This window comes from Paraglaciecola sp. G1-13 (genome assembly GCF_055809255.1).
This window is the reverse complement of record NZ_CM147903.1, coordinates 4,775,154-4,799,829: the sequence shown is the minus strand read 5'-3', so window position 1 is coordinate 4,799,829 and position 24,676 is coordinate 4,775,154. Positions and strand designations below refer to the sequence as shown.

25 protein-coding genes are annotated in these 24,676 nt (G+C 44.7%); 7 read left to right on the top strand and 18 right to left on the bottom strand.

Annotation, left to right across the window (positions count from 1 at the left end; genetic code table 11):
• Positions 1 to 3 precede the first annotated feature (3 nt).
• Entirely contained in the window at positions 4 to 2,019 is a 2,016-nt protein-coding gene (gene rep, locus AC0L6N_RS20455) for a DNA helicase Rep (protein WP_473477285.1), read from the bottom strand.
• 182 nt (positions 2,020 to 2,201) lie between these two features.
• On the opposite strand from rep, the gene ubiK reads away from it, so the two are divergent.
• Positions 2,202 to 2,453, top strand: a complete 252-nt coding sequence (gene ubiK, locus AC0L6N_RS20450) for a ubiquinone biosynthesis accessory factor UbiK (protein ID WP_011573012.1) — start codon at positions 2,202 to 2,204, stop codon at positions 2,451 to 2,453.
• Between the two features lie 5 nt (positions 2,454 to 2,458).
• Here the strand turns inward: ubiK and AC0L6N_RS20445 are convergent, their stop codons facing one another.
• From AC0L6N_RS20445 to AC0L6N_RS20435, 3 genes are read right to left on the bottom strand one after another with little or no spacing between them, the layout of a single operon-like run.
• Entirely contained in the window at positions 2,459 to 4,405 is a 1,947-nt protein-coding gene (locus AC0L6N_RS20445; protein ID WP_473477283.1) for a methyl-accepting chemotaxis protein, read from the bottom strand.
• A 37-nt stretch (positions 4,406 to 4,442) separates the two neighbouring features.
• Positions 4,443 to 5,264 (bottom strand): 4-hydroxybenzoate octaprenyltransferase, encoded by an 822-nt coding sequence (gene ubiA, locus AC0L6N_RS20440; protein ID WP_473481399.1) that lies wholly within the window; start codon positions 5,262 to 5,264, stop codon positions 4,443 to 4,445.
• Between the two features lie 40 nt (positions 5,265 to 5,304).
• A complete protein-coding gene (locus tag AC0L6N_RS20435; protein WP_473477282.1) occupies positions 5,305 to 5,883 on the bottom strand; it encodes a chorismate--pyruvate lyase family protein in 579 nt (192 codons plus the stop codon).
• A gap of 127 nt (positions 5,884 to 6,010) precedes the next feature.
• Here AC0L6N_RS20435 and AC0L6N_RS20430 point away from each other — a divergent pair, with 127 nt between their 5' ends.
• Entirely contained in the window at positions 6,011 to 6,424 is a 414-nt protein-coding gene (locus AC0L6N_RS20430) for a flagellar basal body-associated protein FliL (RefSeq protein WP_011573008.1), read from the top strand.
• Positions 6,425 to 6,430: 6 nt separating this feature from the next.
• On the opposite strand, the gene glpG is transcribed toward AC0L6N_RS20430, so the two are convergent.
• From glpG to AC0L6N_RS20395, 7 genes are all read right to left on the bottom strand, one after another.
• Positions 6,431 to 7,309 carry a rhomboid family intramembrane serine protease GlpG gene (gene glpG, locus AC0L6N_RS20425; protein ID WP_473477279.1) on the bottom strand — a complete coding sequence of 293 codons (879 nt, stop codon included), beginning with the start codon at positions 7,307 to 7,309 and terminating at the stop codon, positions 6,431 to 6,433.
• Positions 7,310 to 7,312: 3 nt separating this feature from the next.
• The gene (gene glpE / locus AC0L6N_RS20420) at positions 7,313 to 7,633 is read right to left on the bottom strand and encodes a thiosulfate sulfurtransferase GlpE (RefSeq protein WP_011573006.1); all 321 of its coding nucleotides are present in this window, start codon (positions 7,631 to 7,633) and stop codon (positions 7,313 to 7,315) included.
• Between the two features lie 15 nt (positions 7,634 to 7,648).
• Positions 7,649 to 8,671 (bottom strand): L-threonine 3-dehydrogenase, encoded by a 1,023-nt coding sequence (gene tdh, locus AC0L6N_RS20415; protein ID WP_011573005.1) that lies wholly within the window; start codon positions 8,669 to 8,671, stop codon positions 7,649 to 7,651.
• Complete coding sequence (locus AC0L6N_RS20410) at positions 8,668 to 9,864, bottom strand: glycine C-acetyltransferase (protein WP_011573004.1); 1,197 nt, start codon at positions 9,862 to 9,864, stop codon at positions 8,668 to 8,670. Before AC0L6N_RS20410 ends, tdh begins: the two co-directional genes overlap by 4 nt.
• Positions 9,865 to 10,010: 146 nt before the next feature.
• A complete protein-coding gene (locus AC0L6N_RS20405) occupies positions 10,011 to 12,425 on the bottom strand; it encodes a putative bifunctional diguanylate cyclase/phosphodiesterase (RefSeq protein WP_041713103.1) in 2,415 nt (804 codons plus the stop codon).
• A gap of 35 nt (positions 12,426 to 12,460) precedes the next feature.
• Positions 12,461 to 13,642 (bottom strand): TonB-dependent receptor, encoded by a 1,182-nt coding sequence (locus AC0L6N_RS20400; protein WP_473477277.1) that lies wholly within the window; start codon positions 13,640 to 13,642, stop codon positions 12,461 to 12,463.
• Position 13,643: 1 nt separating this feature from the next.
• Positions 13,644 to 14,096 carry a hypothetical protein gene (locus AC0L6N_RS20395; RefSeq protein WP_473477275.1) on the bottom strand — a complete coding sequence of 151 codons (453 nt, stop codon included), beginning with the start codon at positions 14,094 to 14,096 and terminating at the stop codon, positions 13,644 to 13,646.
• A gap of 226 nt (positions 14,097 to 14,322) precedes the next feature.
• On the opposite strand from AC0L6N_RS20395, the gene AC0L6N_RS20390 reads away from it, so the two are divergent.
• Complete coding sequence (locus tag AC0L6N_RS20390) at positions 14,323 to 15,639, top strand: 3-deoxy-D-manno-octulosonic acid transferase (RefSeq protein WP_473477273.1); 1,317 nt, start codon at positions 14,323 to 14,325, stop codon at positions 15,637 to 15,639.
• A 6-nt stretch (positions 15,640 to 15,645) separates the two neighbouring features.
• Here AC0L6N_RS20390 and AC0L6N_RS20385 read toward each other — a convergent pair whose 3' ends face one another.
• Positions 15,646 to 16,722: a glycosyltransferase family 4 protein gene (locus tag AC0L6N_RS20385; protein ID WP_473477272.1), complete on the bottom strand. Its 1,077-nt coding sequence runs from the start codon at positions 16,720 to 16,722 to the stop codon at positions 15,646 to 15,648.
• 153 nt (positions 16,723 to 16,875) lie between these two features.
• Between AC0L6N_RS20385 and AC0L6N_RS20380 the strand changes: the two genes are divergently transcribed.
• The 4 genes from AC0L6N_RS20380 to AC0L6N_RS20365 all read left to right on the top strand — a co-directional run bounded on the left by AC0L6N_RS20380 (position 16,876) and on the right by AC0L6N_RS20365 (position 20,834).
• Positions 16,876 to 17,595: a 3-deoxy-D-manno-octulosonic acid kinase gene (locus tag AC0L6N_RS20380; protein ID WP_473477269.1), complete on the top strand. Its 720-nt coding sequence runs from the start codon at positions 16,876 to 16,878 to the stop codon at positions 17,593 to 17,595.
• Between the two features lie 126 nt (positions 17,596 to 17,721).
• A complete protein-coding gene (locus AC0L6N_RS20375; RefSeq protein WP_473477266.1) occupies positions 17,722 to 19,125 on the top strand; it encodes a capsule assembly Wzi family protein in 1,404 nt (467 codons plus the stop codon).
• Between the two features lie 48 nt (positions 19,126 to 19,173).
• The gene (coaD, locus tag AC0L6N_RS20370) at positions 19,174 to 19,656 is read left to right on the top strand and encodes a pantetheine-phosphate adenylyltransferase (RefSeq protein ID WP_006993460.1); all 483 of its coding nucleotides are present in this window, start codon (positions 19,174 to 19,176) and stop codon (positions 19,654 to 19,656) included.
• A gap of 104 nt (positions 19,657 to 19,760) precedes the next feature.
• Positions 19,761 to 20,834 carry a CDP-glycerol--glycerophosphate glycerophosphotransferase gene (locus AC0L6N_RS20365; protein ID WP_011572996.1) on the top strand — a complete coding sequence of 358 codons (1,074 nt, stop codon included), beginning with the start codon at positions 19,761 to 19,763 and terminating at the stop codon, positions 20,832 to 20,834.
• An 87-nt stretch (positions 20,835 to 20,921) separates the two neighbouring features.
• Here the strand turns inward: AC0L6N_RS20365 and mutM are convergent, their stop codons facing one another.
• From mutM to radC, 6 genes are all read right to left on the bottom strand, one after another.
• Positions 20,922 to 21,734 carry a bifunctional DNA-formamidopyrimidine glycosylase/DNA-(apurinic or apyrimidinic site) lyase gene (gene mutM / locus AC0L6N_RS20360; RefSeq protein WP_473477264.1) on the bottom strand — a complete coding sequence of 271 codons (813 nt, stop codon included), beginning with the start codon at positions 21,732 to 21,734 and terminating at the stop codon, positions 20,922 to 20,924.
• A gap of 40 nt (positions 21,735 to 21,774) precedes the next feature.
• The gene (locus AC0L6N_RS20355) at positions 21,775 to 22,305 is read right to left on the bottom strand and encodes a hypothetical protein (RefSeq protein WP_473477263.1); all 531 of its coding nucleotides are present in this window, start codon (positions 22,303 to 22,305) and stop codon (positions 21,775 to 21,777) included.
• A 150-nt stretch (positions 22,306 to 22,455) separates the two neighbouring features.
• Entirely contained in the window at positions 22,456 to 22,611 is a 156-nt protein-coding gene (gene rpmG, locus AC0L6N_RS20350) for a 50S ribosomal protein L33 (protein WP_006993456.1), read from the bottom strand.
• Between the two features lie 12 nt (positions 22,612 to 22,623).
• On the bottom strand, positions 22,624 to 22,860 hold the full coding sequence (gene rpmB / locus AC0L6N_RS20345) for a 50S ribosomal protein L28 (RefSeq protein ID WP_006993455.1): 237 nt from the start codon (positions 22,858 to 22,860) through the stop codon (positions 22,624 to 22,626).
• Between the two features lie 139 nt (positions 22,861 to 22,999).
• Positions 23,000 to 23,812, bottom strand: coding sequence for a glycosyltransferase family 2 protein (locus tag AC0L6N_RS20340; protein WP_473477260.1), 813 nt, complete (start codon positions 23,810 to 23,812; stop codon positions 23,000 to 23,002).
• A 139-nt stretch (positions 23,813 to 23,951) separates the two neighbouring features.
• Positions 23,952 to 24,626 carry a RadC family protein gene (gene radC / locus AC0L6N_RS20335; protein ID WP_011572992.1) on the bottom strand — a complete coding sequence of 225 codons (675 nt, stop codon included), beginning with the start codon at positions 24,624 to 24,626 and terminating at the stop codon, positions 23,952 to 23,954.
• Positions 24,627 to 24,676 lie beyond the last annotated feature (50 nt).

The following is a 24,676-nucleotide window of genomic DNA, read 5'->3' as shown; positions in this document are numbered from 1 at the left end:
AGCTTACTTTTTGTTCATCATATCCCGCAGGTGAGCAATGCCTGTTTGACCCTTTTGCTGGCGGGCCTCGGCGCTCACTTTAGGTTTCTTCACTTCCCAGTGAATATCATCAGCGGGTAGTTCGTGTAAAAAGCGACTAGGCTCAGGTTGTATCACTTCACCATATTGGCGACGCTCCTTGGCTAAGGTGAAAAACAACTCCTTCTGAGCCCGCGTGATCCCCACGTAGGCTAAACGACGCTCTTCCTCGATATTGTCCTCATCGATACTACTTTGATGAGGCAACAACCCCTCTTCCATGCCCACCATAAATACGTAAGGAAACTCTAACCCTTTAGATGAGTGCAACGTCATAAGTTGCACCTGATCCGTTTCTTCTGTGTCTTCTCCGCGCTCCATCATGTCGCGCAGAATGAGTCTGTTGACCACCTCTTGTAGGCTCATAGGAGGGTCTAGCTCCCCACCTTCAAGCATATCGCTAACCCAGCCAAATAAAGTACTGATGTTACCCATGCCCATTTCGGCCGCTTTAGGGCTGGTACTGCTTTCATAGAGCCACTCTTCGTAACCCATGTCTTTAATCATTTGGCGGATGGCAGCAATACTGTCGCTTCGTTTTATTTCATCAGACAGTTCCACTATCCAGCGGGCGAATCGCTCTACCGACTCAAGAGACTTACCGGATATCACGGTGCTCAACATCGGCGAACACGCCGCTTCAAACATACTAATGTGATTTTCGTTCGCGTAATTTCCAAGCTTTTCTAACGTGACGCGTCCTATACCGCGGGTGGGTGTGTTGATGATGCGCAACAGGGCATTATCATCATCTTGATTCACCAATAGGCGTAAGTACGCCATGATGTCTTTCACTTCAGTCCGCCCAAAAAACGAAGTGCCACCATTTATTTTATAAGGGATACGGTTGGCCATAAGGACTTTTTCAAACAAGCGAGATTGGAAGTTCCCTCGATATAAAATGGCGTAATCTTTGAAACTTGTACCTTGCATAAACTTGTGAGCAATAAGTTCAGCGACCACCCTCTCGGCCTCGTGTTCTTCATTTTTAGCAGTAATGATGCGAAGCTCACTACCGTAGCCTAATTCAGAGAATAACTTCTTCTCGAACACATGCGGGTTGTTTTGGATCAGAATATTGGCGCAATGCAAAATGCGCCCTGATGAACGATAGTTTTGCTCAAGCTTAATCACCCTCAAGTCAGGGAAATCTTTGCTCAATAACACCAAGTTCTGTGGCCTAGCCCCACGCCACGAATAAATCGACTGATCATCGTCCCCAACCACGGTGAAGCGCGCACGCTGGCCCACCAATAAGCGTACTAACTCGTATTGACTGGTGTTGGTATCCTGATATTCATCCACCAGCAAATAACGAATTCGGCTTTGCCATTTTTGGCGGGCTGTTTCATTGTGCTTGAGCAACAAAGTCGGTAACAGGATCAAATCATCAAAATCTAACGCATTGTACGCCCGTAAGTGATTTTGATAACGCTGGTAAAACTCAGCAAACTCCGCTTCCCCCGCTGAGGACGTGCGCTTAAGTAATTGCTCTGGCAGCAACAAATCATTCTTCCAATTAGAAATGCAGCTTTGCAATAGTTGCAGTTGTTCTTTGTCGCCGCCCAGCTCCACATCGGTCAAATCCTTGAGCAGCGCCATACTGTCTTTATCATCAAATAAAGAAAACCCTGCTTTTAAGCCTAGGGTTTTTACTTCAGCTTTGATAATTCTCAGGCCCAAAGTATGGAAAGTAGAGACCTTTAGCCCCCGGGCTTCTTTTCGCCCAAGCGTTTGCGCCACACGCTCTTTCATTTCACGCGAGGCTTTATTGGTAAAGGTAACGGCGGCGATATAGCGCGCAGGAATATCGCATTCGCGCACTAGATACGCAATCTTATTGGTAATAACACGGGTTTTACCACTACCAGCGCCCGCCAGCACTAAGCAAGGGCCAGAGATGTAATTTACCGCGTCGTTTTGGCCGGGGTTGAGTTTCATGCAATTCACTTTTGTATTGGGCAGCGAATTGTAATATTAAACCCCCTATGAAGGCGAATAATCCGCAACAAAATCTGTCTGTATGAAAACTGATAGTTGATTAACTGAGCGTATCGTTTTTATGCTGCTAAGCGCTTTGGTATTCGCTACAATAAGGCATCATCATTATCATGGAGCCACCGATGCTTGATCCTAAAAAATTAGAGGATATTGCCAAACAAATTACCGAAGCTATTCCTCCTGGTGTAAAAACCATGGCTGAAGGTGCAGAGTCGAAGGTAAAGCAGGTTTTACAAAGTCAGCTGAACAAATTGGATTTTGTCAGCCGTGAAGAGTTTGAGATTCAAAGCAATGTACTTATTCGCACCAGAGAAAAGCTTGCCGTATTAGAAGCTAAGCTTGAGGCGCTAGAAAAAAGTCTACAAGAAAAATAGGCCGATTAACGGCCCTTTTGTAGTTGGCCCAACTCGTTTTTAAGGCTGTTGACCACAACGAGTAAATCTTCTGCTGAATGTTCAGTCTCCTGAGCCCCACGCATAGTGGACTCAGAAATCGCCGTTATCTCGGCCACTTGCGATGCAACAGAGCAGGTTACGTCAGACTGCTGTGTTGCCAAATCTGAAATTTCACCGCTCATATCATTAATAGTGCTTATCACCTCAGTGATACGCTGTAAGGATGCTTCAACCACAGCGCTTTCTTCAACGCTGACATCCATTTGAACACGGCTTTGCTCCATGCTCAGCTCGGTGTCTTTTGTTGCTTGTTGTAGCTTGCTAATGATGTCATGAATTTGATTCGTTTGGTCTTGCGTGCGTTGAGCCAACGTTCTCACTTCATCTGCTACGACCGCAAAACCCCGACCATGCTCCCCCGCCCGTGCGGCTTCGATTGCGGCGTTTAGCGCCAGTAAATTAGTTTGTTCAGCAATTCCGTTAATCGCACTGGATACCTGACCTATATTTTTGCTGTCTTCCACCAATCTATTTAACGCTTCTTGTGAGCGGCTAGACTCGGTTTGCATATCACGCATCACTGATTGTAAGCGACTAACGAGTTGCTTGCCCTGCTGCGCTTCATTGTGGGCAACCTCCGCTGATTCGGTGGCAGTACCTGAGTTGTTATCCACGGCTTGTGCCACTTCGGTCAATTGTGTCATGGAGTGCGAAATGAGTTCGGTGCCGGATTTTTGCTCTGTTACATCGACTTTGGTTTTTGCTGTGATCCCTTTCAAATTTAGAGCAGATTGGCTTAGGGCATCTATCGCATCACTGATGCGAGCGACTAATGTCTGTAAGTTCTCAGTCATGTGATTCATATCACTGGCGATATCACGCATTTCATCTTTGCCTGACACGCTGACTCTTGAACTTAAATCCCCATCAGCGACACTGTGCACCGCCTGCACTACGTTTTTAATATTCTCAGTAACGGACAAATACATGCCGATAAATAAATACACGGCTAGCAATACCGCAATCACTGATACGCTCAAAATCACATTGTTTTTAAATTGAGCTTGCTCAATTCTGTGTTCCAGCAAACCATCAAGGATCGGCACGAGAGAAGTGGCAAAGTCACTCAGTTGCTGGTTGAGTGATGTGCTCGACAAAAGCAATGTATTGGTAGCGATATTGATATTATCTGGATCAAGAATTTGCTGCTGAACAGTGCGCTGATATGCGACTAAATTGCGCTGAAGCGATAACCATTGCTCCCCTGCCGTTTTTTCAATCTCTTGATTAGCTTGCAAACTCACTTGAATACTTTGCTCAAGTCCTTTTAGCATAACAGGTAGTTTTTGATTTGCGTTAGACAAGCCAATGTAGGTATCAGGGGTAAAGCTACCGGCTTGAGTCACCTTTAACGCTAACGCGGCGGTCATGGACAATTGATCTTGCATTAACGGTAAGCTGCGCACCAAAGTAGTAATTAAATAGCTGGTATCCAACGCCAAATCTAACTCTAAGTTGGTGGCGTCGGCAACCGCTTGAGATAAACCAGCAAGAGATTTAATCGCCTCTTGCAAATCTGCCTTTTTCAATGCTTGTTGATAATGTTCAGCAGCGCTATTCACGCGCTTAGATGCCAAGGCGCTCAGAGATGCCTGATGCTCGCTTAGGGAAGTGGTGAACGAAGAATGGGTATCAATGAGGCTCACCGCCAATGCATGTTGTTCATCTTGCAGTGCACTAACAAGCGCTACGCCTTGGCGTTCTTTGCTCATAAAACGAATATCATCGCCATACTCATATTGCAGCAACGCTAAGCTTAAAATCAGTGGTACCAGAAAAATAAAACTGATAATGGTAAATTTGACTGAATAACGAAATTGCGACATTAACGTTTTGGCCGGATGGCAAATAGTGCCCACTAAGTTACTCATATCACTATCTCCAGTACGTGTGATGTCAATTAAGAAGTTACATAAAATAATGTCCAGCTATGCCAACGGCGATAGCCATGCCCACATAATTATTGTTTAGAAACGCGCTAAAACAGGCTTGCCTTGCACGTCCACTAATCAAGCGTTGTTGATGGATAAACAACACTGAGGCCAGCAACACTCCCACGTAAAACGACAGCGTAAAACCTAAGTATTGGCCCATTCCTAACAACATCACGACAACGCTTAGTTGCAGCAAGCCAATGATCAACCTATCGTATTGACCGAACAATACCGCAGTTGATTTCACCCCAATTTGCAAATCGTCATTTCTATCGACCATGGCATACTGAGTATCGTAAGCCACAGTCCACAAGACATTAATGGCAAACAACCACCAAGCAATAGCGGGTACCGACTCAGTTACCGCCATAAAAGCCATAGGAATTGCCCAACCAAACGCTGCACCCAACACCACCTGGGGGAAATGGGTATAGCGTTTCATAAAGGGATAAACACTGGCTAACGCGAGCGCCCCTAAAGACAAAACAATGGTCTGCCAATTTAAGGCCAGTACGAGTAAAAAAGCCACCCCGACTAAAGTCGCAAATAACCCTAAGGCTTGTTTCTCAGTCACTACACCACTAACCAACGGCCGAGCTTTGGTTCGGTCAACTTTGCCATCTACCTTGCGATCTGCATAATCGTTGATGACACACCCTGCTGAGCGCATAACAAAAACCCCAGCCATAAAAATGCCGGTAATATGCCAAGGCGGTAATCCCTGTGCCGCGATCATTAACGCCCATAGCGTCGGCCACAGTAGCAGGTAACTCCCTACCGGTTTATCCGCTCGCATTAATAGCCAGAAGCCTTGTAATACCGAGCGACTCAATAATTTATCGGTCAAAATTTGAATCTCTGTATGCCGGAGCCTTAGGTAAAAACAATTCAGCAACCATCATGGCATATTGTTGGTAGCAAAACACCGAGCGCCGCCCCCAAATCTCCGTTAGTGGCGGCAAACCGTATTCGTGTAAAAAGGCTTTGTCCGGTTGTAAGCACATTAATTGAAAAGGCTGACGCTTAAAGCGATCGTCATTAAAAATTAAATGCCCCAAAGGTTTATCACCGAGCTCTAAAAAGTCAGCCTCACACAAAGCTTGAGGAATAATCGAGCGGGCAAATACCCACGGTTGATTATCTCCATGTAAAATAACCTCTCGGACCTGCCAGTTCTCTTTTTGTTGAGACATTTCAGAAACGCCGAGCTGAATATACTCTGCAGGTGTCGCTAACTCCTGACGCTGGCTAACAAGCTGCACTTTGAAGTCGTTACAATGCGTTTGCAGGCGTTGCGTTAATGAGCCTGTATTTAGTAGCCAACTTTCTAAATGAGCATTAGGGATCGACAACCGCCCTTGATTACTCCAAGTAACGTCGCCTAAAGGGAAAGCATGTGAGATAGTCTTTTGCATAGCTCACCATAATATCAACTGAAGTAGCTAGACTAAAGAGTGAATAAATAGTTTTAACGATTCTGTGAAATCTTGATAAGCTATTGACACAAAGGAAATTGATATTACGCAAATTCAAGAGGTAGAAATGAGCATTGTCAGATTATTTGGTACTTGCCTAGTATTGCTTAGTACTCTGCTCAGCCCCTCTTTTGCTCAAGAAGCACCTAGCAAGCAATTCGCCTATTTTGGCTTGGAACCCGACATAGTAACAAACTACCTTGGGACCAGTAATCGTAAGCTCGGTTATGTGCGGATTACTGTTGAGTTAATGCTTGAAGATGTGGACGCTCTAGAACAAGCAGATCATCACTCACCGTTGCTACGTGCCACTGCCATTGAGATTTTAGGTCGCCAGCCCGAGGAGCGGGTAAAATCGCTCACCGGCCGAGAAGATATTCGCCGCACTTTTCTTGATACCATGCGCAAGTTAATGAAAAAAGAAACCGGCTCGAACATGATCAAAGATGTTATTTTCACAAAATACATCTATTACGGTTAAGTGTAATTAGCTGTTAATACTTCGTTTATTTACTGCAGATCGGCTGAGTATAAAAGCAAAGGCACAGCCACTGATTAAGCCGACAGTATGCGCAGTATTTGCCATGCTAACCCACAATATATCTGCATAACCCACCACCAACCATATTAACAAGAAACCGACCAAAGGCTTAGGCATCATAAGCCCCCAAGATGGGCGCAGCCACCCTAACCACCACACGCAACCAACCAAAGCATAAACCACACCTGACAGGCCACCAAAATGCTCGCCACTAACCAATAGCTGGCCAACATTGGATAGTAACGCTGAGGATAAGAATAAGATGATGAGCGTAGTTTTCCCTAAAAGCCTTTCTATTTGTCCGCCGAGTGTCCACCACCACAACAAATTGAATACAATATGCAGTACCGAGAAATGAATGAGTGCGGGCCCGATTAACCGCCACCATTGATGATTTTCCATTAGCTGAGGAAGTGGCTCGATCGCCAATACCTTGTACGGCCAAAAAAAGCCTACCATCGCTAGCAGATACACAATCATACAGGTGAGTAACACACTGGTTGTAAAGGGAATATCACGCAGTTGTTGCCAAATACCGCTAGCAGAAATTCCCGAATTTTTATCACGCAGCCTAACCGTCTCGCCGCTATCCCAAGCGGCTTGCTGGTATTTTTCGTCTTGGGGGGACTGAACAAATTCGCTGGCAATATGGCTAGCAACGTCTTTGTCGGCTTCGCTGAGCAGTTGTACACCATGTTCAGCACTATTTACGTCATTTTTATCGACGTAATATTGAGCGGCTATTCCCTGACTATTCAAATAGTTTATGAGTAATCGAGCGGCACGTTCTTGATTAAAGCTAACCAGTAAAAAAGGCGCTGACATAGTTTACTCACCACTAACAAAAGGCAGACTCTGGCGCCATGCTTCGAAGCCACCATCCATGCTGTACACTTCCTCAAATCCTTGATGAAGTAGGAACTGAGCGGCCTGTTGACTGCTGACCCCATGGTAACAACACACTATCACAGGTGTATCGAAGTCTGTCTCTTGAGTGAAATTCACCAAGGTACCATTGGTTAAATGAACCGCGCCTTCAATATGTCCTGCAACAAACGATTGTTCATCGCGAATATCCACTAAACGGGCTTCTTTCGCTGCAAGTTTTTGCTGTGTTTCCTGCACTGAAATATGTGCGAATTGCTCCATTACTTTACCTTTTGCTTACCAGTTTAATATGACTTTGCCAGATTGGCCGGAGCCCATGGTATCAAATCCTTGCTGAAACTCATCGATATTAAATTGATGGGTAATAATTGGCGCCAAGTTTAAACCACCTTGAATGAGGCTCGCCATCTTGTACCAGGTTTCGAACATCTCTCGGCCATAAATGCCTTTGATCACTAGCCCTTTAAAAATGACTTTATTCCAATCAACAGCCACATCGCCTGAAGGAATACCTAACATGGCCACTTTTCCGCCGTGATTCATTTTATCGAGCATATCGCGAAATGCTGCTGGCACGCCCGACATTTCAAGCCCAACGTCGAAGCCTTCAGACATGCCTAAATCATTCATAACGTCTTTCAGGCTCTCTTTAGCCACGTTCACAGCGCGCGAGGCACCCATTTTACGAGCCAAATCTAGGCGGTATTCATTTACATCAGTAATGACGACGTGACGTGCGCCTACATGTTGCGCAACAGCAGCAGCCATAATGCCGATGGGCCCAGCCCCTGTTATTAGTACATCTTCACCGACTAAATCAAACGACAATGCGGTATGTACGGCATTACCAAAGGGGTCAAAAATAGCAGCGAGGTCATCAGAGATATTGTCTGGGATCTTAAATGCATTGAATGCAGGAATAGACAAATACTCTGCAAAAGCACCCGCTCGGTTGACGCCAACGCCAGAGGTATTACGACACAAGTGACGACGCCCTGCACGACAGTTACGGCAATGCCCACAAGTAATATGCCCTTCACCAGATACGCGATCGCCAATAGCAAAACCGCGCACTTCCTCACCTATTTCAACCACTTCACCCACGTACTCATGTCCCACTACCATAGGCACGGGTATGGTGTTTTGAGACCACTCGTCCCAGTTATAAATGTGCATATCCGTACCGCAAATAGCGGTTTTACGAATTTTAATCAGTATGTCGTTATGACCAACAGTAGGCATTTCGCTATCATGCAACCAAATGCCTTTTTCTGACTTGAGCTTGGCGAGTGACTTCATTTAATCACTCCTAACTCTTTACCCACTTCGATGAAGGCATCAACGGCGCGATCAATCTGTCCAATACTGTGAGCAGCTGACATTTGCGTGCGAATTCGCGCCTGGCCTTTTGGCACTACAGGGAAGGAAAAGCCAACGACGTAAATCCCCTTTTGGAGCATTTTATCTGCCATTTCACTGGCTAATTTAGCATCCCCCAGCATCACTGGAATAATTGCATGGTCTTTGCCTGACATAGTGAAACCGGCTTGCTCCATGCGGCTTCGAAAGTGAGCGCTGTTGCGTTTTAATTGCGCACGCAACGCATGCCCATCTGCCAACATATCAAATACTTTTAGGGACGCTGAAACAATTGGCGGGGCAACTGAATTAGAGAAAAGATAAGGGCGAGAGCGTTGGCGCAGCCATTCAACGACTTCTTTTTTGCCTGACGTATAACCGCCGGACGCACCGCCTAACGCTTTGCCCAATGTGCCGGTGATTATATCGACTCGGCCCATCACCTCACAATATTCGTGACTGCCTCGACCGTTCTCACCGACAAAGCCTGTCGCATGACAGTCGTCAACCATAACTAACGCGCCATATTGATCCGCTAGATCACAAATTCCAGCCAGATCAGCAATAACGCCATCCATTGAAAACACACCGTCGGTCGCGATCACTATGGTTTGAGCACCATCATTTTTCGCTTTTTCAAGTTGCACCGACAGCGCTTGCATGTCGTTGTTAGCGTAACGGTAACGCTTAGCCTTACACAAGCGCACACCATCGATGATACTGGCATGATTAAGTGCGTCAGAGATGATGGCATCCTCTGGCCCTAAAATTGTTTCAAATAGGCCACCATTAGCATCAAAACATGAAGGGTACAAAATGGTATCTTGCATGCCTAAAAAGGCGCTAATTTTCTCTTCCAATGCTTTATGAATATCTTGGGTTCCGCAGATAAAACGTACCGATGCCATACCAAATCCATGACTATCCAACCCTTCTTTCGCAGCATCAATTAGTTCGGCGTTGTTCGCTAAGCCAAGGTAATTATTGGCACAAAAATTTAGCACTTGCTGGTTATCACCAACTTGAATATCTGCACTTTGTTGCGACTGAATCACCCGTTCAGTTTTATAAAGGCCTTGTGCTTTAGTGTCACTAATTTGCTGTGCTAAGCGATCATAAAAGGCTTGTTTCATGAGTTGTCCTCAAAGAATAGTAAGATGCGCGAATGATAAAGGATAATCTAGCCTTGACGCGAATAATCAAGGCAATTCCTGTGATTTAGGATTGCCGGGAACGTCATCGTTTTTTTACATTAATACTGTATAAACGCAAATGAGCGTTAAAATGACAAATCGAAGTTCTTCCAGACACCTTCCTTTATTTTTGAAGGGAGCTTTTGGTACAAATCATCCTCTAGAAGGGGTTTTGAAATATAATAACCTTGGGCAATATCACAATGCATATCGCCTAATGTATTCAATTGCTCCGCTGTCTCTACTCCTTCAGCGACAACCTTCATACCTAGTTTTCTGACCATAGCGATGGTTGATTTCACGATCTGCTTGTCTGCGCTATTTACACTCATACCGGATATAAAGCTGCGGTCGATTTTAATAATATCTACCGGTAGCTGAGATAGGTATGCGAGAGACGAATACCCTGTGCCAAAATCATCAATAGAAAAACTAAACCCTAATTCCTTGAGCTGATACATGATCCGCAGCGTATGACTGATGTCAGCAACCACTGTGCGCTCAGTCAATTCCAATTCAATTTGCTCTGCACCTTGCTCGCTTTTTGCTAATTGTTCGCGCATAAAATTGATTAAATTAGGATCTAAAAACTGACTCGCAGATAAGTTTACTGCTACTCTCAACCCACTCAGTCCCATGCTTTCAAGATGTGCCAAAATAGCAAACGCGCGCTTTATACCCCAGTAACCTAAGGTGATCATGCTTTCAGAATTTTCCATAATAGGAATAAATTCATCAGGCATGATGTAACCATTTTTCGGATGCAGCCAACGGATCAGTGCCTCGAATCCCACCAGCTTGCCGGTACCAATGTCTATTTGTGCTTGTAGCGCGAACTTGAACTGTTCTTGCTGCAGTGCGTCTCGAATATCATGCTCAATTTCAATATGGCGCATGACCCGCGTGCTCATGCCTTCATTGAAAAGTGTAAAGCGGTCTCCGCCAGCATCTTTTGAAGCATACATAGCAATATCCGCTTGGCGCACCAAGTCATCCACAGTGAGATGTTGTTCGTCACAAGAGGTGATCCCCAAACTCACAGAGGTATAAAAACGTTGAGCGCCGATCTCAATAGGCTCTCTAAACTTAGTCACCAGCTTTTCGGCTAAGGTCATGGCATTACTGACCTCATCAACCTCTTGCAGCACAATGACGAATTCATCACCACCGAAGCGGCTGATCACGTCTGATTCGCGCAGATTGCTGCGCAATCGCTGGGCGACGATAATCAAGAACTCATCACCAATGCCGTGACCATAACTGTCATTAATTTTCCTAAAATTATCGAAGTCCAATAGAATAACGACCAAAGGTTCAGGGTTACGCGCTAAAGACGCTATTTTTTTGCGCAGCACAAAATTCAGCATATTTCGATTTGGAAGCCCCGTAAGCCGGTCGTACATGGCTATATTTTCAAGTTCTCGGGTGTTTTGTTCTATCTTGACATCCATCGACTCAAGCTGTTCACCCAATAAATTTGAAGAGCGTTGGACCTCATCTATTTCATCTAAAAACAGTCTACTATGTGGAAATTGCATGGCGTTAAATTCGTCGTATTCCTTCTGTGCTAAAAGCGGTAAACGCTTTGCAACGATAAGTAGGCGTCTACGCAGCCGCTCGGCCATTAAAAAGAACGTCAGAATACAAAGTGCCACTGTAATAGCTGAGATGATAATGACACCGAATTGATAACTATCATGCCTTGCCCACTCGTCGCTGATATCGTGCACGGCAAGCAGATATGCAGGGTCAGTCACCTTTTCATCAACGGGCAGTAAATTAATCAAATATGCCTGCTCATTGACCACCAATCGGTAGCCTTTATCCAGCACCATATCGAATGTTATACCCCCAGGAATTAGCTTGAGTAATGCGCTAAGTTCTTGGCGTCTAATATTTGAGATGGGCGGCTGTATCTGCGCGTCTCGAAGAGAAGCCAGTTCGAGGGAATGTATATTTGCTACTAAGGCAAGTTCAGCCAGCGTTGAACGATTCAAGGCAGCCATCATTTCCAGCAAAGAGGTGGTAGCGGTCAATACCAGAAGCTCACCGTTAGCAGCCAAAATTGGCATGCTTATAAGCTGAAAACATGACTGCGCACATAAAATATTGGACGTAGATGATTGATTTTGCAGTGTTTGCTGTGCACTCGCCGTTACATATTCAGGCACATGTTGATGATTAGCGAATATGACTTTGTACTCGCTGTCGAGCAACCAAAGATCCTTAACTTGCCAATTCAACTGTAAGTAATCAAATTCTTCGTTAATAAAATCGGCAGTCGCTTGCGGATTATCAGTGATGTCTTCATGCAGGTGAATAAACGACTCAAACCATAACTCGAGACGATTACTCAACATGTCGCGGATCAGGTGCATTTGACTTAGATCTTCATCATGTAACGCCTGATGCTGACTTAGATAATCCTGGTTATTTTTATCAATCCAAATGAAGGTCAACAACACGCTGGCAATCAGTAAAAAACCAATCAATAGACCCATGATTTTCCACGGTAAACTGACGAAGATTCGCATGCTTAAAACCAGTAAATCACTTGCAGCGCCCAAATGTCCCAATATTCAGAATCATTTGTCACCGTATCGGGAATAAACACAGGTGCTAAGCGTGCACGACCTTTTACTTTGTGAAATTCAGCGCGTACTCGCCAGTTAGCATGAAAATCCCATGAAGCGCCAAATGTAATTTGATCTCGATAGGCAAAATAATCCGGCACCGTCCCCCCTGAATTCTGCTGTAAAAGCCGACCAGAGCGATCGTCTTTATCTGCATCAAACATGTCAATTCTTGCCAGCAAGGTGACTTGAGGGGTAAGAAATAGACGTCCTTGTACATATATCCCTTCAGCGGCAGTATCCTTGATGCCGCCGTTAGGTAACAGCCCTATAAAGTCTGTTCGCTCCCGCATCGCTTCGGCGTTAATATCCCAAAACTCAGCACTGTAGGTTAAATTTAGCATCAGGCGAAACAACTTCGCTTTACCATCAATGAATACGTCATTGCTACCGGCGTCGTAGCTAAAATCTGTTCTTAGCAAGCTGACGCCCATTGCGATACCCGAACTAAATGGGCTAAATGAGAGACTGAATTGCGTATCAAAATCATGCTCTAACTCACCGGTGGCAAATTCGGACATTAAATTTTCAGTTTGCTCTTGGTCTACTGACGTATTGCCGTAACTCCAACGCATGTCCCACTCACCTAAATTGTTGTGATGTTGAGCGATAAGTGAAATGCCATCACTGCCAAGTGATGCGTCACGAAATGCATCAAAATAAGAGGACTGGGGCAATACAATGGTTGGCATGGTATGGGGCACATCACGGGTGGCAGAATATAACCAGTGATAGTTCTTATATCGCCCTAAATGAGCATTAACCTTCCAACTTTGCGTGCTCAGCAATTGATAATCCAAAAATAAGTAATCCAAGCGCAGCCCTTCATTAAAACGATTGCCATCGTTAATATAAATGCCCTGCGCAGAGACCCGTAGTTTTTGATTGATCCGATACGACGTATTAAGTCCCACCTCGGTCAGACTAAACGACACGTCACCGCTTTCATTTATATAGTTACTATCGCTGGATTGAATGACGCCTTGGGCGCCGAATCCGTGCCAAACGAAATCCCCTGCGTGACTTACGTTCGTCAGAAAAAAGCTAAAAGTACAAAGAAGATACATTACGCGCGATTTGTTCATATTAACCCTCCTTGCTAATGTGCAATTCATGCAGGTTGGGCGGTAGCGATGGTGAAAGCACGTATCCTATTGCGCCGGGCTCTTGACTCACCATATCAATCATCTCTTGGCTATCTCTGACCAAAGTGGGTTTTTCTCCTAAGCCTGAATAAGCCAACTTATTCCACGTTCGTTCAAGTTGATAAGGAAACATGCTGAGGACATCTTTGCAAAAATTTTGGTGGGCAGGGTCTTGCTGATGAAGAACATAGACTTTTATCGCACTTCCGTCTTCCCAAGTAGTTTGACGCATCGAAAAAATCCAACGCACACTACTCTCGCTCAAGGAATTCACCTTGACGTTATCATTCACGATAACACGCAATTGGGATTGCTCAGCGTAGGCATAATTTACGCCAAATAGCATCACTAGAGCGAGCATAAGGCGCAAACCTATGCGGTGGATATTCAGCAAAAAACACTCCTAATTAAATACCATTTTTTGTGCGACAAAAAACAACTGGGAGCACAACTCCTTGTCTTCTTGATACGGTATGGGGTAAGTATTACTTGTTATTGTATTTTATTACAGGAAATTTTTTATCCTATTCAATGTTTTGCGAGGGCTCTGATGGTCTCAAGCTTAGTCGAAAATCAACGAAATACTGTTAAAATACCCGCTGAATCTAATTGATGGCGGTATGATGAAGTCCACTTTCACTCCTAAAGCAAAAGAAAATTACAGCCTGTGGGGATACACCTTGCTGATGTGTATTTTGTTACCCTTTGTGTTTTTACATTTTTGTTATCAATATTTGACGAAAAAACCTACCGCGCCTTGGGCTCGAATCCAACGCTTTGGTGTGAATATATGCACGGCAAAAACAGGTGGGTTGCTCTTTCATTGTGTGTCAGTAGGTGAGGTGGTTGCCGCTGCCAATGTCATTAAAAGAATTCGCCAATTTCAACCTGAGATACCTGTCACTATTACTACTACAACGGCGACTGGGGCAAAGCAAGCGACCGACTTATTCAACGACTCAATCACTCATTGCTATTTGCCAATCGATATTCCATGGATGATGCGCCGCATCCTTAAGCAAGCAGCGCCCACTCACGTCATCATTACTGAAGTGGAGCTTTGGCCGAATATGATCGACCAATGCTGGCGTCTAAATATTCCCGTGTCGGTGATTAATGCACGTATGACTGACAGCTCTATGCGCACATATGCCAAAATATCGGCTCTTTTTAGCCCCATGCTGCATAAATTACATAAAGTTTGCGCCCAAGGAGAGCGCGACTACCACAACTACCAGCAACTCCATGCTCCTGAGCAAACGTTGGTACTGACCAATAATATTAAGTTTGAGCAGCCTGCTCGTCCCGAAGCTCACCAGCAGGCCAAAGAATTTTCTCAGATGTTCAATATTGCAAGTCGGCCGATTATTGTCGCTGGTAGCTCTCATGCTCCAGAAGAAGATGTACTCCTTGATGCTCACAAATTAATTCTGCAACACATTCCTGACGCACTGCTTATCATAGTACCTCGCCACCCCCAGCGTTTTGACGATGTCTATCAGATATGTAAATCAAGTGGCTTATGCAGCCTGAGAAGCTCTGACGAAAAGCCTTGTGATACAGACACCCAAGTCTTGCTAGTTGATGAAATGGGCAAACTGCAAGCCTTGTATGCTCTGGCTACAATTGCCTTTGTAGGGGGCAGTATTGCAGATAGAGGCGGGCATAACGCCCTTGAACCTGCGGCCTTTGAAGTCCCCATATTGATGGGAGTGCACCGGTATAACAACCCAGCAATATGCCAAGTGCTCAGTGACAATGGCGCGTTATTCGAAGCTGATACCCCAGAACAAATAAGCCAAAAAGTCATGCTGTGGTTAGGGAATGAGACACTACGTAAACGTGCAGGCAAAGCAGGAAAACAAGTTTTACAGGAAAACAGTGGCGCTGTTAGCGCCACGTTGCAGGCGTTAGGATTTGCTATGAGCAATCATTAACGAGTGCTATTGCAACCCTTTAAACAAATCAACCAAGGCTTTCGCTTCCCGCTCTACCGTGTAATGAGCCAATACCCGTTCACGGCCAGCTAAGCCTTTTTGTTTCAATTTTTCTGGATCTGATAGTAGTGAATCCATTTTTGCTGTCACCGCGGGTAAATCATTCACAGGCACTACGTGGCCATCTATGTCTTCGCGAATGATCTCTTCCCACGCGCCTGCTTGCGTCGCTAACACCGCAGCGCTGCAACTCATAGCTTCAAGTACAGTTAAACCAAAGCCTTCATTGTCGCTCAACGCAGATACCATAGATAAAGCACTGAAAATGGGCGGAATGCGCTCAAACGGCAGTTCACCAGTAAAGATGATACGCTCGCTCAAACCTGCTTTATCGATTTTCGCTTTTAATTCTTCAACAAACTCTTGATGACTAGATGAGATAGCCCCCACTACAACCGCTGTGTAGTCCGGGTATTTCGGCAGCACTTCGATGCACGCATCGACGAACAGATGAACACCTTTTTGTTTGCGCACACGGCCTAAAATACCGATACCGTATTTTCCACCATAGCCTAAATCCTGCCACGCTTGCTCTTTGTTCGGGGCTGGGGCGAAGTTTTCAATTTGAATACCGTGAGGAATAATCGCATCGGGTGGCTCAGCCAAATACTTTGCTGATGACTGACTAATGGCCACCACAGCGTCCATTTTGCGGGTTAACCATAAGGTAGAGCCTGAACGAAAGCGCTGAGCAGCAGAACTGAAGACCATTTTTATTTTGGCACCGAATACATATTTCAACAGCACAGCTTGGATCATTTCATCTACACGGCGAGCATGAAAAACACGGTACTTACCATTGCTCAGCGGCTTACGACACATCTTCACCACCTGCCAGAATGTCATAGCTTGGCTCTGATCAGGTAAAAAATGCTTACCCATGACACGCAAATTAATCAACTTTTGTTGATAAGACATGACCTGCAACATGGTTGAAGTCACACCCGAAAAATTGGAATTCGAATTTCCCAGAATCAACTCAACTTCATCTTGCTTACTGGTTTTCGTCACATCATTTTCCATAGTTAATGGGTACTCACTTATTTAAAATTAATCGTTATGCATTTATTCAGAATCAATCGTTACAGATTTGGCGCGAGCCATGGGCGTAGAAGCTCGCATTCATCAGCGATACAGGTATACACTAAGCCAAATTTTGCAACCACCTCGTGTTAAATGCCAAACATTCAGCAAACATCTAAAGATCGCAGCACCATTATATTTGATGCTGAAATATTCGCAGCCCCTGATTTGCATATTTTTGATGGTCACTACTGGCAATCGAAACAGCAATTAACCGGCAGTGCTACCGGTCGCGGCACAACGTATTTTTTTAGGCATAAAAATAACGAATATGTTTTGCGCCATTATCGACGCGGTGGCTTAATCGGCAAGTTAATTGAAGACAGCTATCTTTTTAGAGGTTTGTCACGCACGAGAGCATGGCGCGAGTTTACTCTTCTAGAACAGATGCACAGTCTTGGTTTGCCCGTACCTGAGCCTGTCGCAGCACAAGTAACACGACACAATGTGATGTACCGAGGCGACATCATTATAAAGCGTATACCCAATAGCCAAGATATGTTTAGCCATTTATGTGAAGCGCCGCAACCACAAACCACTTGGCAAGCCATTGGCACCTGCATTCGCCAATTTCATGATCACAATGTATATCATCACGACTTAAACATTCACAATGTTATGCTCGATGGTGCAGGCAAAATTTGGCTTATCGATTTTGATAAATGTGCCATACATGCTAGCAATAATTGGAAAAAAGCTAATTTAGACCGACTCTTACGCTCATTGCATAAAGAGCAAGCCAAACAACAAACCTTCCATTTCAATGAGCAAAATTGGCAAGTTTTGCTGTCCGCCTACGGTGAGCCAGCCTAATGAAGACAACCTGTGGCGACATCACTGATTGATCTGGTGAATACTCATTACAAAGCACAATACAATTTAATCTTGAATTGTTACACTCGATTTTTTGTCACCTGCCGTTTTGGAATGAAATAATACATGTCACGTTATTGGATAATCGGCTTTTTGCTAGTCGCGTCACAAGGATGGGCGAAAGGGCTTTCCCCCTACCTTCCGCTACAAATTTCACCTGAAATTGAATCTCAGATAGAAAAAGTCATGGCACTGACCCCTGGGGCACCCCTTACCAAGCCGTACAAAGCGGTTGATGTTATGCGCCGCAACAAACTTATTGCCACACGATTTCCTGAGCTTCACCGCTCGGTTGACGCTTATTTAGCCCGGTTTAAAGATACGTTAGCGTTAACCCATGTGAGCGCATCAATATCTGCAGTTGACGATGAAAGCAGCCCTGTGCCGAATCAAAGAGGTATTAAACGCGACTCCAGCTACCAAATCTCGGCTTCTGGCGTGGCTTTTATCTCACCTTATGCCTATGTGGCAGGCGGTGCCTTGTATGCTGATGGCGAAGATGCCGTGTTGTATAACACCCATGTCGCCTTTGGTTATGAGTACGCACAAATCGAAGCGGGTTACCGAGAACACTGGTTATCGCCAATGCAAGATTCGGCTTTATTAAGTAGTACCAACGCCGAGCCAAGCCTGTCTGTTACTGTGAGTAACGCCACCCCTATCACAGATTGGGGTATCCGATATGAGCTGTTTTATTCGAAGCTTGAAGATACGCTGGGCGTTAGCCAGCAAGGTGAATTGTTCCGTGGTGAACCCAATTTATTAGGCTTTCACTTGAGTGTATCCCCTGTTGAAGCGTGGACTATAGGCTACAGCCGCACCCTGAAATATGCTGGAGCGAATAACAACTTGAGTGTCGGTGATGCTTTCCAAGATTTATTCAGCCCCTCAGGTGAAGATAAAGCACCTGAACTTTATCCTCAAGCGTTAGCAAGCGATCAGAAAACGGCAATTTCCAGTAAGATTAATTTACCCTTCGCTTTCCCTGTATCTCTTTATGGCGAGATTGCCTTTGACCACGCTCCTGAAAGCAAGGATCAAGAAGCAGATGACAAAGCCCTTGCTTTTGGGGTCTATTTCCCTATGGTAACCAACAACCTGTCTTTGCGATATGAATTCACTCGCTTAGACGAGCTTTTCTACCAATCCAGCTTCTACACCACAGGTTACACCAATGAAGGCTTATCACTTGGTCATTGGGCGAGCGATCTTTTTGCTTCCCAAGATCAGGTTCAAAAGACAACGCATTCGGTCAATATGAATTGGAAATTTGCGTCTGATCAGGTTATTGATATCACATTCAGAAGTGCAGATAGCGACATGAACCCAAACACGGAACAAGCATTCCGGGAATTAACGGTGCGTTATAGTTACGCGACACAGTACGGTTTCTGGGGTATTGATCTTGATGTAGGTGAAGATCGTTTTGGCGAACAATTTAAACGAGTAAGTGCATTTTACCGCTGGTAAGCATTTAACAAGGCGGCATACGCGGCCACATTGATAAGGTATAACAACATGCACACAAAAGCTGTCTATCCGGGCACATTTGATCCCATCACAAATGGCCATGCAGATTTAATTGAGCGCGCAGCCAACATGTTTGCACATGTCATTGTCGGCATTGCCGCAAACCCCAGTAAAAAACCTTTGTTCAGCTTACAGGAGCGTGTTGACCTGATTAAAGAAGTGACAGAGCACCTGCCTAACGTTGAGGTCATCGGCTTTGAAGGTTTGCTGGCAGATTTTGCTGATAGCCAAGGCGCTACCGTATTGATCCGCGGTTTACGTGCGGTATCAGATTTTGAGTATGAATTTCAGTTAGCCAACATGAATCGTCGATTAAATCCCAATTTGGAAAGTATTTTCTTAACCCCTGCCGAAGAGAACTCGTTTATATCATCGACGCTGGTCAAAGAGGTCGCGCTGCACCGTGGCAAAGTCGATCAATTCTGCCACCCAGCGGTTCAAGCGGCATTAAAAGAAAAACTTCAGCAATAACCTATACTCGCTTTTGTTGCATCAAACAGAGCGAGAACAGCAAAGTAATATACCATCGCGCGCTTATCCTCTAAGCGCGTCATTAACAATACAATTGAGAAACCATGGCAAAACATTACCTTTTTTACATCTCCGAAAATTATGCATTTCAAATACTGCGCCCCTTGCAGGACGAAATTCAAAGAAGAGGCGATACCGTCGCTTGGTTTGTAGAAGGTAACAACGTCAACAGAGCTTATTTCAAGCCCCATGAAACGCAACTACCTGATGTTCAGGCCGTAATTGATTTTCACCCTATTGCCGTATTTGTTCCTGGTAATATGATTCCGTCATTTATCCCTGGCTTGAAAGTCTGTGTCCGCCATGGCTTCATTGGTTTTAAAACTCGTAAAAAAGACGGTTTGAACTATTCGTTTATTATTCGAGATTGTTTTGATTTGTATTGTACGCATGGGCCATCAATGACCGACACATTCAAATTACTGGAGCAAAAGCATCAGTTCTTCAAAGTAGTCGAAACAGGGTTTTGTAAAATGGACCCGTTTTTTGATCGTTCAATGGTTGCTGAGAAGGACGCTGCCGCTAACACAACAGCACAAAGGGACGAGCGCCCAGTGGTGTTATTTTCATCCACATTTTCTCCTCGAATGTCTCAAGCCGAAGCGCTTTTGCCAACCATTAAGCGCTTATCTCAAGATACTAAATGGCGTTGGTTAGTGACCTTCCATCCTAAAATGGCACAAAGTACGGTGGATGCCTATAAAGCCGCTCAACATGAGAATTTAACCTTTATCGAAACCGATAATGCCATGCCATTAATGCTCGAGGCTGACTTAATGCTTGGGGATAATTCATCTATGCTGGTTGAGTTTTTAATGTTGAATAAACCTGTGGTGACCATGAAAAATGAGCATCCTAAGCCGCATTTTATTAATGTTACCGATGCTGAAAAAATTGAAGAAAGCATAGAATACGCATTAACTAGGCCGCCTGAGTTGATGGATAAATTAGACGACTACGCAGCGCAAACTCACCCTTACACTGATGGTCAGTCAAGTGCTCGTATAGTAGATGCCACACAAGACATGCTGGACAATCCCCCTAAGTTGAAAAATAAGCCGTTCAATCTAATCCGAAGTATCAAAATGCGTAAAAAGCTAGGTTACTGGAGGTGGTAAAGGCGTGTGACGCCCGCTAGCAATAACGTCGGGGCGATCATGCTTTGAGCCTTTTAGTGCTATTAATCTTTATTCACAATCGTGTGACTATTTTTGGCACTGCTCACAAAAAAACGTATTACGCTGCCCTAAGGTCACTGACTGAATTTCGCTCTCGCAGACTTCGCACGCTTGGCCTTTACGCCCATATACGCGCAGGTGCTGTGCAAAATAGCCTGGGTTGCCATCTGCTTGGGTAAAGTCTTTTAACGTTGTACCGCCCTGCTCTATCGCTTTTGCGAGTACTTGCTTAATAATGTTACCTAACGCTAAATAACTTTTTTTGCTGACTTTTTTAGCTGCTTTGCGTGGGTCAATACCAGCAATGAATAACGACTCATTGGCGTAGATATTCCCCACGCCGACCACGACTTTGTTGTCCATGATAAAGTTCTTCACTGGCACACTCTTGGTGCGAGAAAGATCATATAAGCGTTGCCCATCAAAGTCAGATGTTAATGGCTCAGGCCCAAGAGCAGCTATCATACCAATTTCAGGGTCGCCGACACGTTGCCATAAACAAGCGCCAAAGCGGCGGGCGTCGTTGAAACGTAAACACACACCATTGGTCAATACGATATCGACATGATCATGTTTAATCACCGGTGTTTCACTGTTCACAATCCGTAATTTACCCGACATACCCAAATGCAAAATAATGCTACCTGCATCGGTATCAATAAATAGGTACTTAGCGCGACGACGCACGTCATTCACCATGTGCCCCTCAGCTAAATGCACGTCATCAGGCACCCACCAACGTAATTGTTTATGACGCACAATAATCTGCTCAATATGCTGACCAATTAAGTGTGGGCTAATACCTAAACGGCTCACTTCAACTTCGGGTAATTCAGGCATAGGGTGTGTCCGTTAAAAGGTATTGGTTAAAAAGCACTTGTTAAAAGCGATTATCAAAAAAGAGCTCAGACCATGTTTTGTTGGTCACTTTATAAAGTTGAGCGCCTTGCGTTGGGTATTGCACCAGCATGTCAGCACCGACTTGAAAAAACAGATAGTGACGGGGGGCGCTTTCTCCCGCTAGCCAAACATTGACCTGAGTCGCGCCCGCCAGCGTCGCCTCACCGATAGGCTCAAGCAAGGCCTCTTGCCATGCCATGACGTTGTCTGTGAGTATCTGATTGTCTATTTCGTTGTCGCTCGTTTCTTTGTTCTTATTTGCTACAAGGTCGTTGTTATTACTCTCTTTGGTAGCCATTAAAAAGCGCCATCCTCTGCCTACTCGCTCGAGAGTATAGTCATGGGTGACAATGCTCGTGAGCATAGCGTCAGTGGGGACAAGCTTATCAATAGTTTCATCTTTAACGCTACTGCCGGAAAACAGATTTCCAGTTAGGTTAAACATCAAAATCAGCAGCAACATCGAAATAATTAATACATTATTCCATGCGCGGGACGTCAATCGGATCATCGTGAAATAGAGTAAAATAACGAATGCATTGACTGATTATGCCATGTAATGCACAACAGAAAACAGTCTATTTGGCAGGTCTACGAGAGAAAGTAAAACGCAAAAAACCCGACATGAGCCGGGTTTTTCGGGAGACAAAACAAGTATTAATTACTTAATTTTGGCTTCTTTAAACAAAACGTGCTGACGTACTTTAGGATCAAACTTTTTGATCTCCATTTTGCCAGGCATGTTACGTTTGTTTTTATCTGTGGTGTAGTAAAAACCGGTACCAGCAGAAGACACTAACTTGATTTTATCACGCATAATCTGTGTTCCTTAAATTTTTACGCCATTGGCACGGATATCAGTTAATACTGAATCAATACCTTTCTTATCAATAATACGCATACCTTTAGCAGATAAACGCAATTTAACGAAACGGTTTTCGCTTTCAACCCAAAAACGGTGGGTTTGTAGATTTGGCAAAAAACGACGACGAGTCGAGTTTTTAGCGTGTGAACGGTTGTTACCTACCGCTGGACGCTTGCCTGTCACTATACATACTTTGGACATCGTATTTGTCTCCAAACAATTCTAAAAATATTTAGCTCTGACAAGCATGCAAATACGCGTGCCAGCTTTAGCTATCAACAAGAGGGCGCATTTTATACAGCAAACAGCTATTTAATTCAACGATTAACTGATAAAAACCCTAGTCTTTTATTATGCCATAAGCGGTACGGGTTAATTTATTTGATTTTGTGGTCGCTCGAATAGCTTTATTTTTAGCAATCATGTCAGGTGTAACATAGCGATGATCGTGCTCCAAATGCAGGCAGGCTGCAGAATAGCGAATTTGGATGCCTCGAACACCACGGTTAAACAAGCGCTCGCCTAACTCCCTGTCTTGCCCACCGTACTGCATTCTCTCATCAAATCCATTGACGGCAAAAATATCGTCGCGCCAGCCAGAAGCATTGTGCCCATTCCAGGTTGGTTTAGCCGGAGTGACTGAATTTAGTACCGTTCGCTTCCATTGCAATGTGGTCAATTTCCCCAATTTGCGATTACGTTTAACGCCATTTTCTACCAGCCAATTTCGCTCAAACGCCTGACCCGAGGCAATGTGTTGCTGGTTAATCAAATCACTAGTGGGCATAGGAAGTTTGAAATAACCTCCCGAGAGAAATTTTCCCGGTCTGGCATGCGCTTTATGCACAGCAACAAAATCACGTCTGGGTATACAGTCACCATCGGTAAACAGCACATAATCACAGGTACTGGTGAGCAGTGCTTTGTTCATAATACGTGACTTTTGAAAACCATCATCTTCTTGCCACACGTGTTTAATGTCCAAACCTGAGCCCTGAATAAAACGGTCAATACAGGCTTTCGTATCCGACGTTGAACCATCATCTGCGATGATCAGCTCAAAATTTTTATCCGTTTGATAATGAAAGCCCCACAGGACCTTTTCAAGCCATACGGGAGAGTTGTAGGTAGTAAAAATAACAGATATTTTCATAATGAAACCGATTTTGACTTTAGAAGCAATCGTGTTATCTAATCTCGTTTCTTTGACAATGACATGACCAACGCATGACACTTTTGTGGTAGTTGACGAGCCTTAAGGTCACGTCGTCAAGCTACGGCTACGGCTACGGCTAAATCAAACCCCGCTCGGCAAACGATACGGCAACACCATCCCCAACCACAAGATGATCAAGCACTTTGATGTCCAGTAAGCTCATCGCGCTGATAATCCTCGCGGTGATGTGCTCATCGGCCTGACTCGGCTCAGCCACGCCTGACGGATGATTGTGGGTCAATATCACAGCAGCAGCGTTATCTTCTAGCGCCTGTTTCACTAGAACTCGAGGATAGACCGATGCGCTATCAATGGTGCCGAAGAACATTTTGCGAAATTTGATCAATTGGTGCTGACTGTCTAGCAGTAGCATGCCAAACACCTCATTGGGCTCGTCACGCAATTGGGCGATCAAAAAGTGCTTGGTTTGTTGAGCGCTGTTAAACACGGTTTCACGCTGTAATTGTTCGGCAAAAAAGCGCTGACTTAACTCGATGGATGCTTGCAGTTGCACAAATTTCGCTTCCCCTAACCCTTTGGCTAAGCAGAAATCCTGCTGACTCGCACTGATTAGCCCCCGCAGTGAGCCAAAGGTATTTAGAAGGTTGCGCGCCAAATCAACGGCACTTAATCCTTTGATGCCCGTTCGCAAAAATATGGCCAATAGCTCCGCATCAGACAAGGCATCGGGCCCTTGGGTGAGCAGCTTTTCTCTTGGTCTTTCATGGGCAGGCCATTGGGTTATTTTCATGCGTCCCTGTCTTATTAAACGTTTCTTTTTTGCGCCTACTACCGGTACGA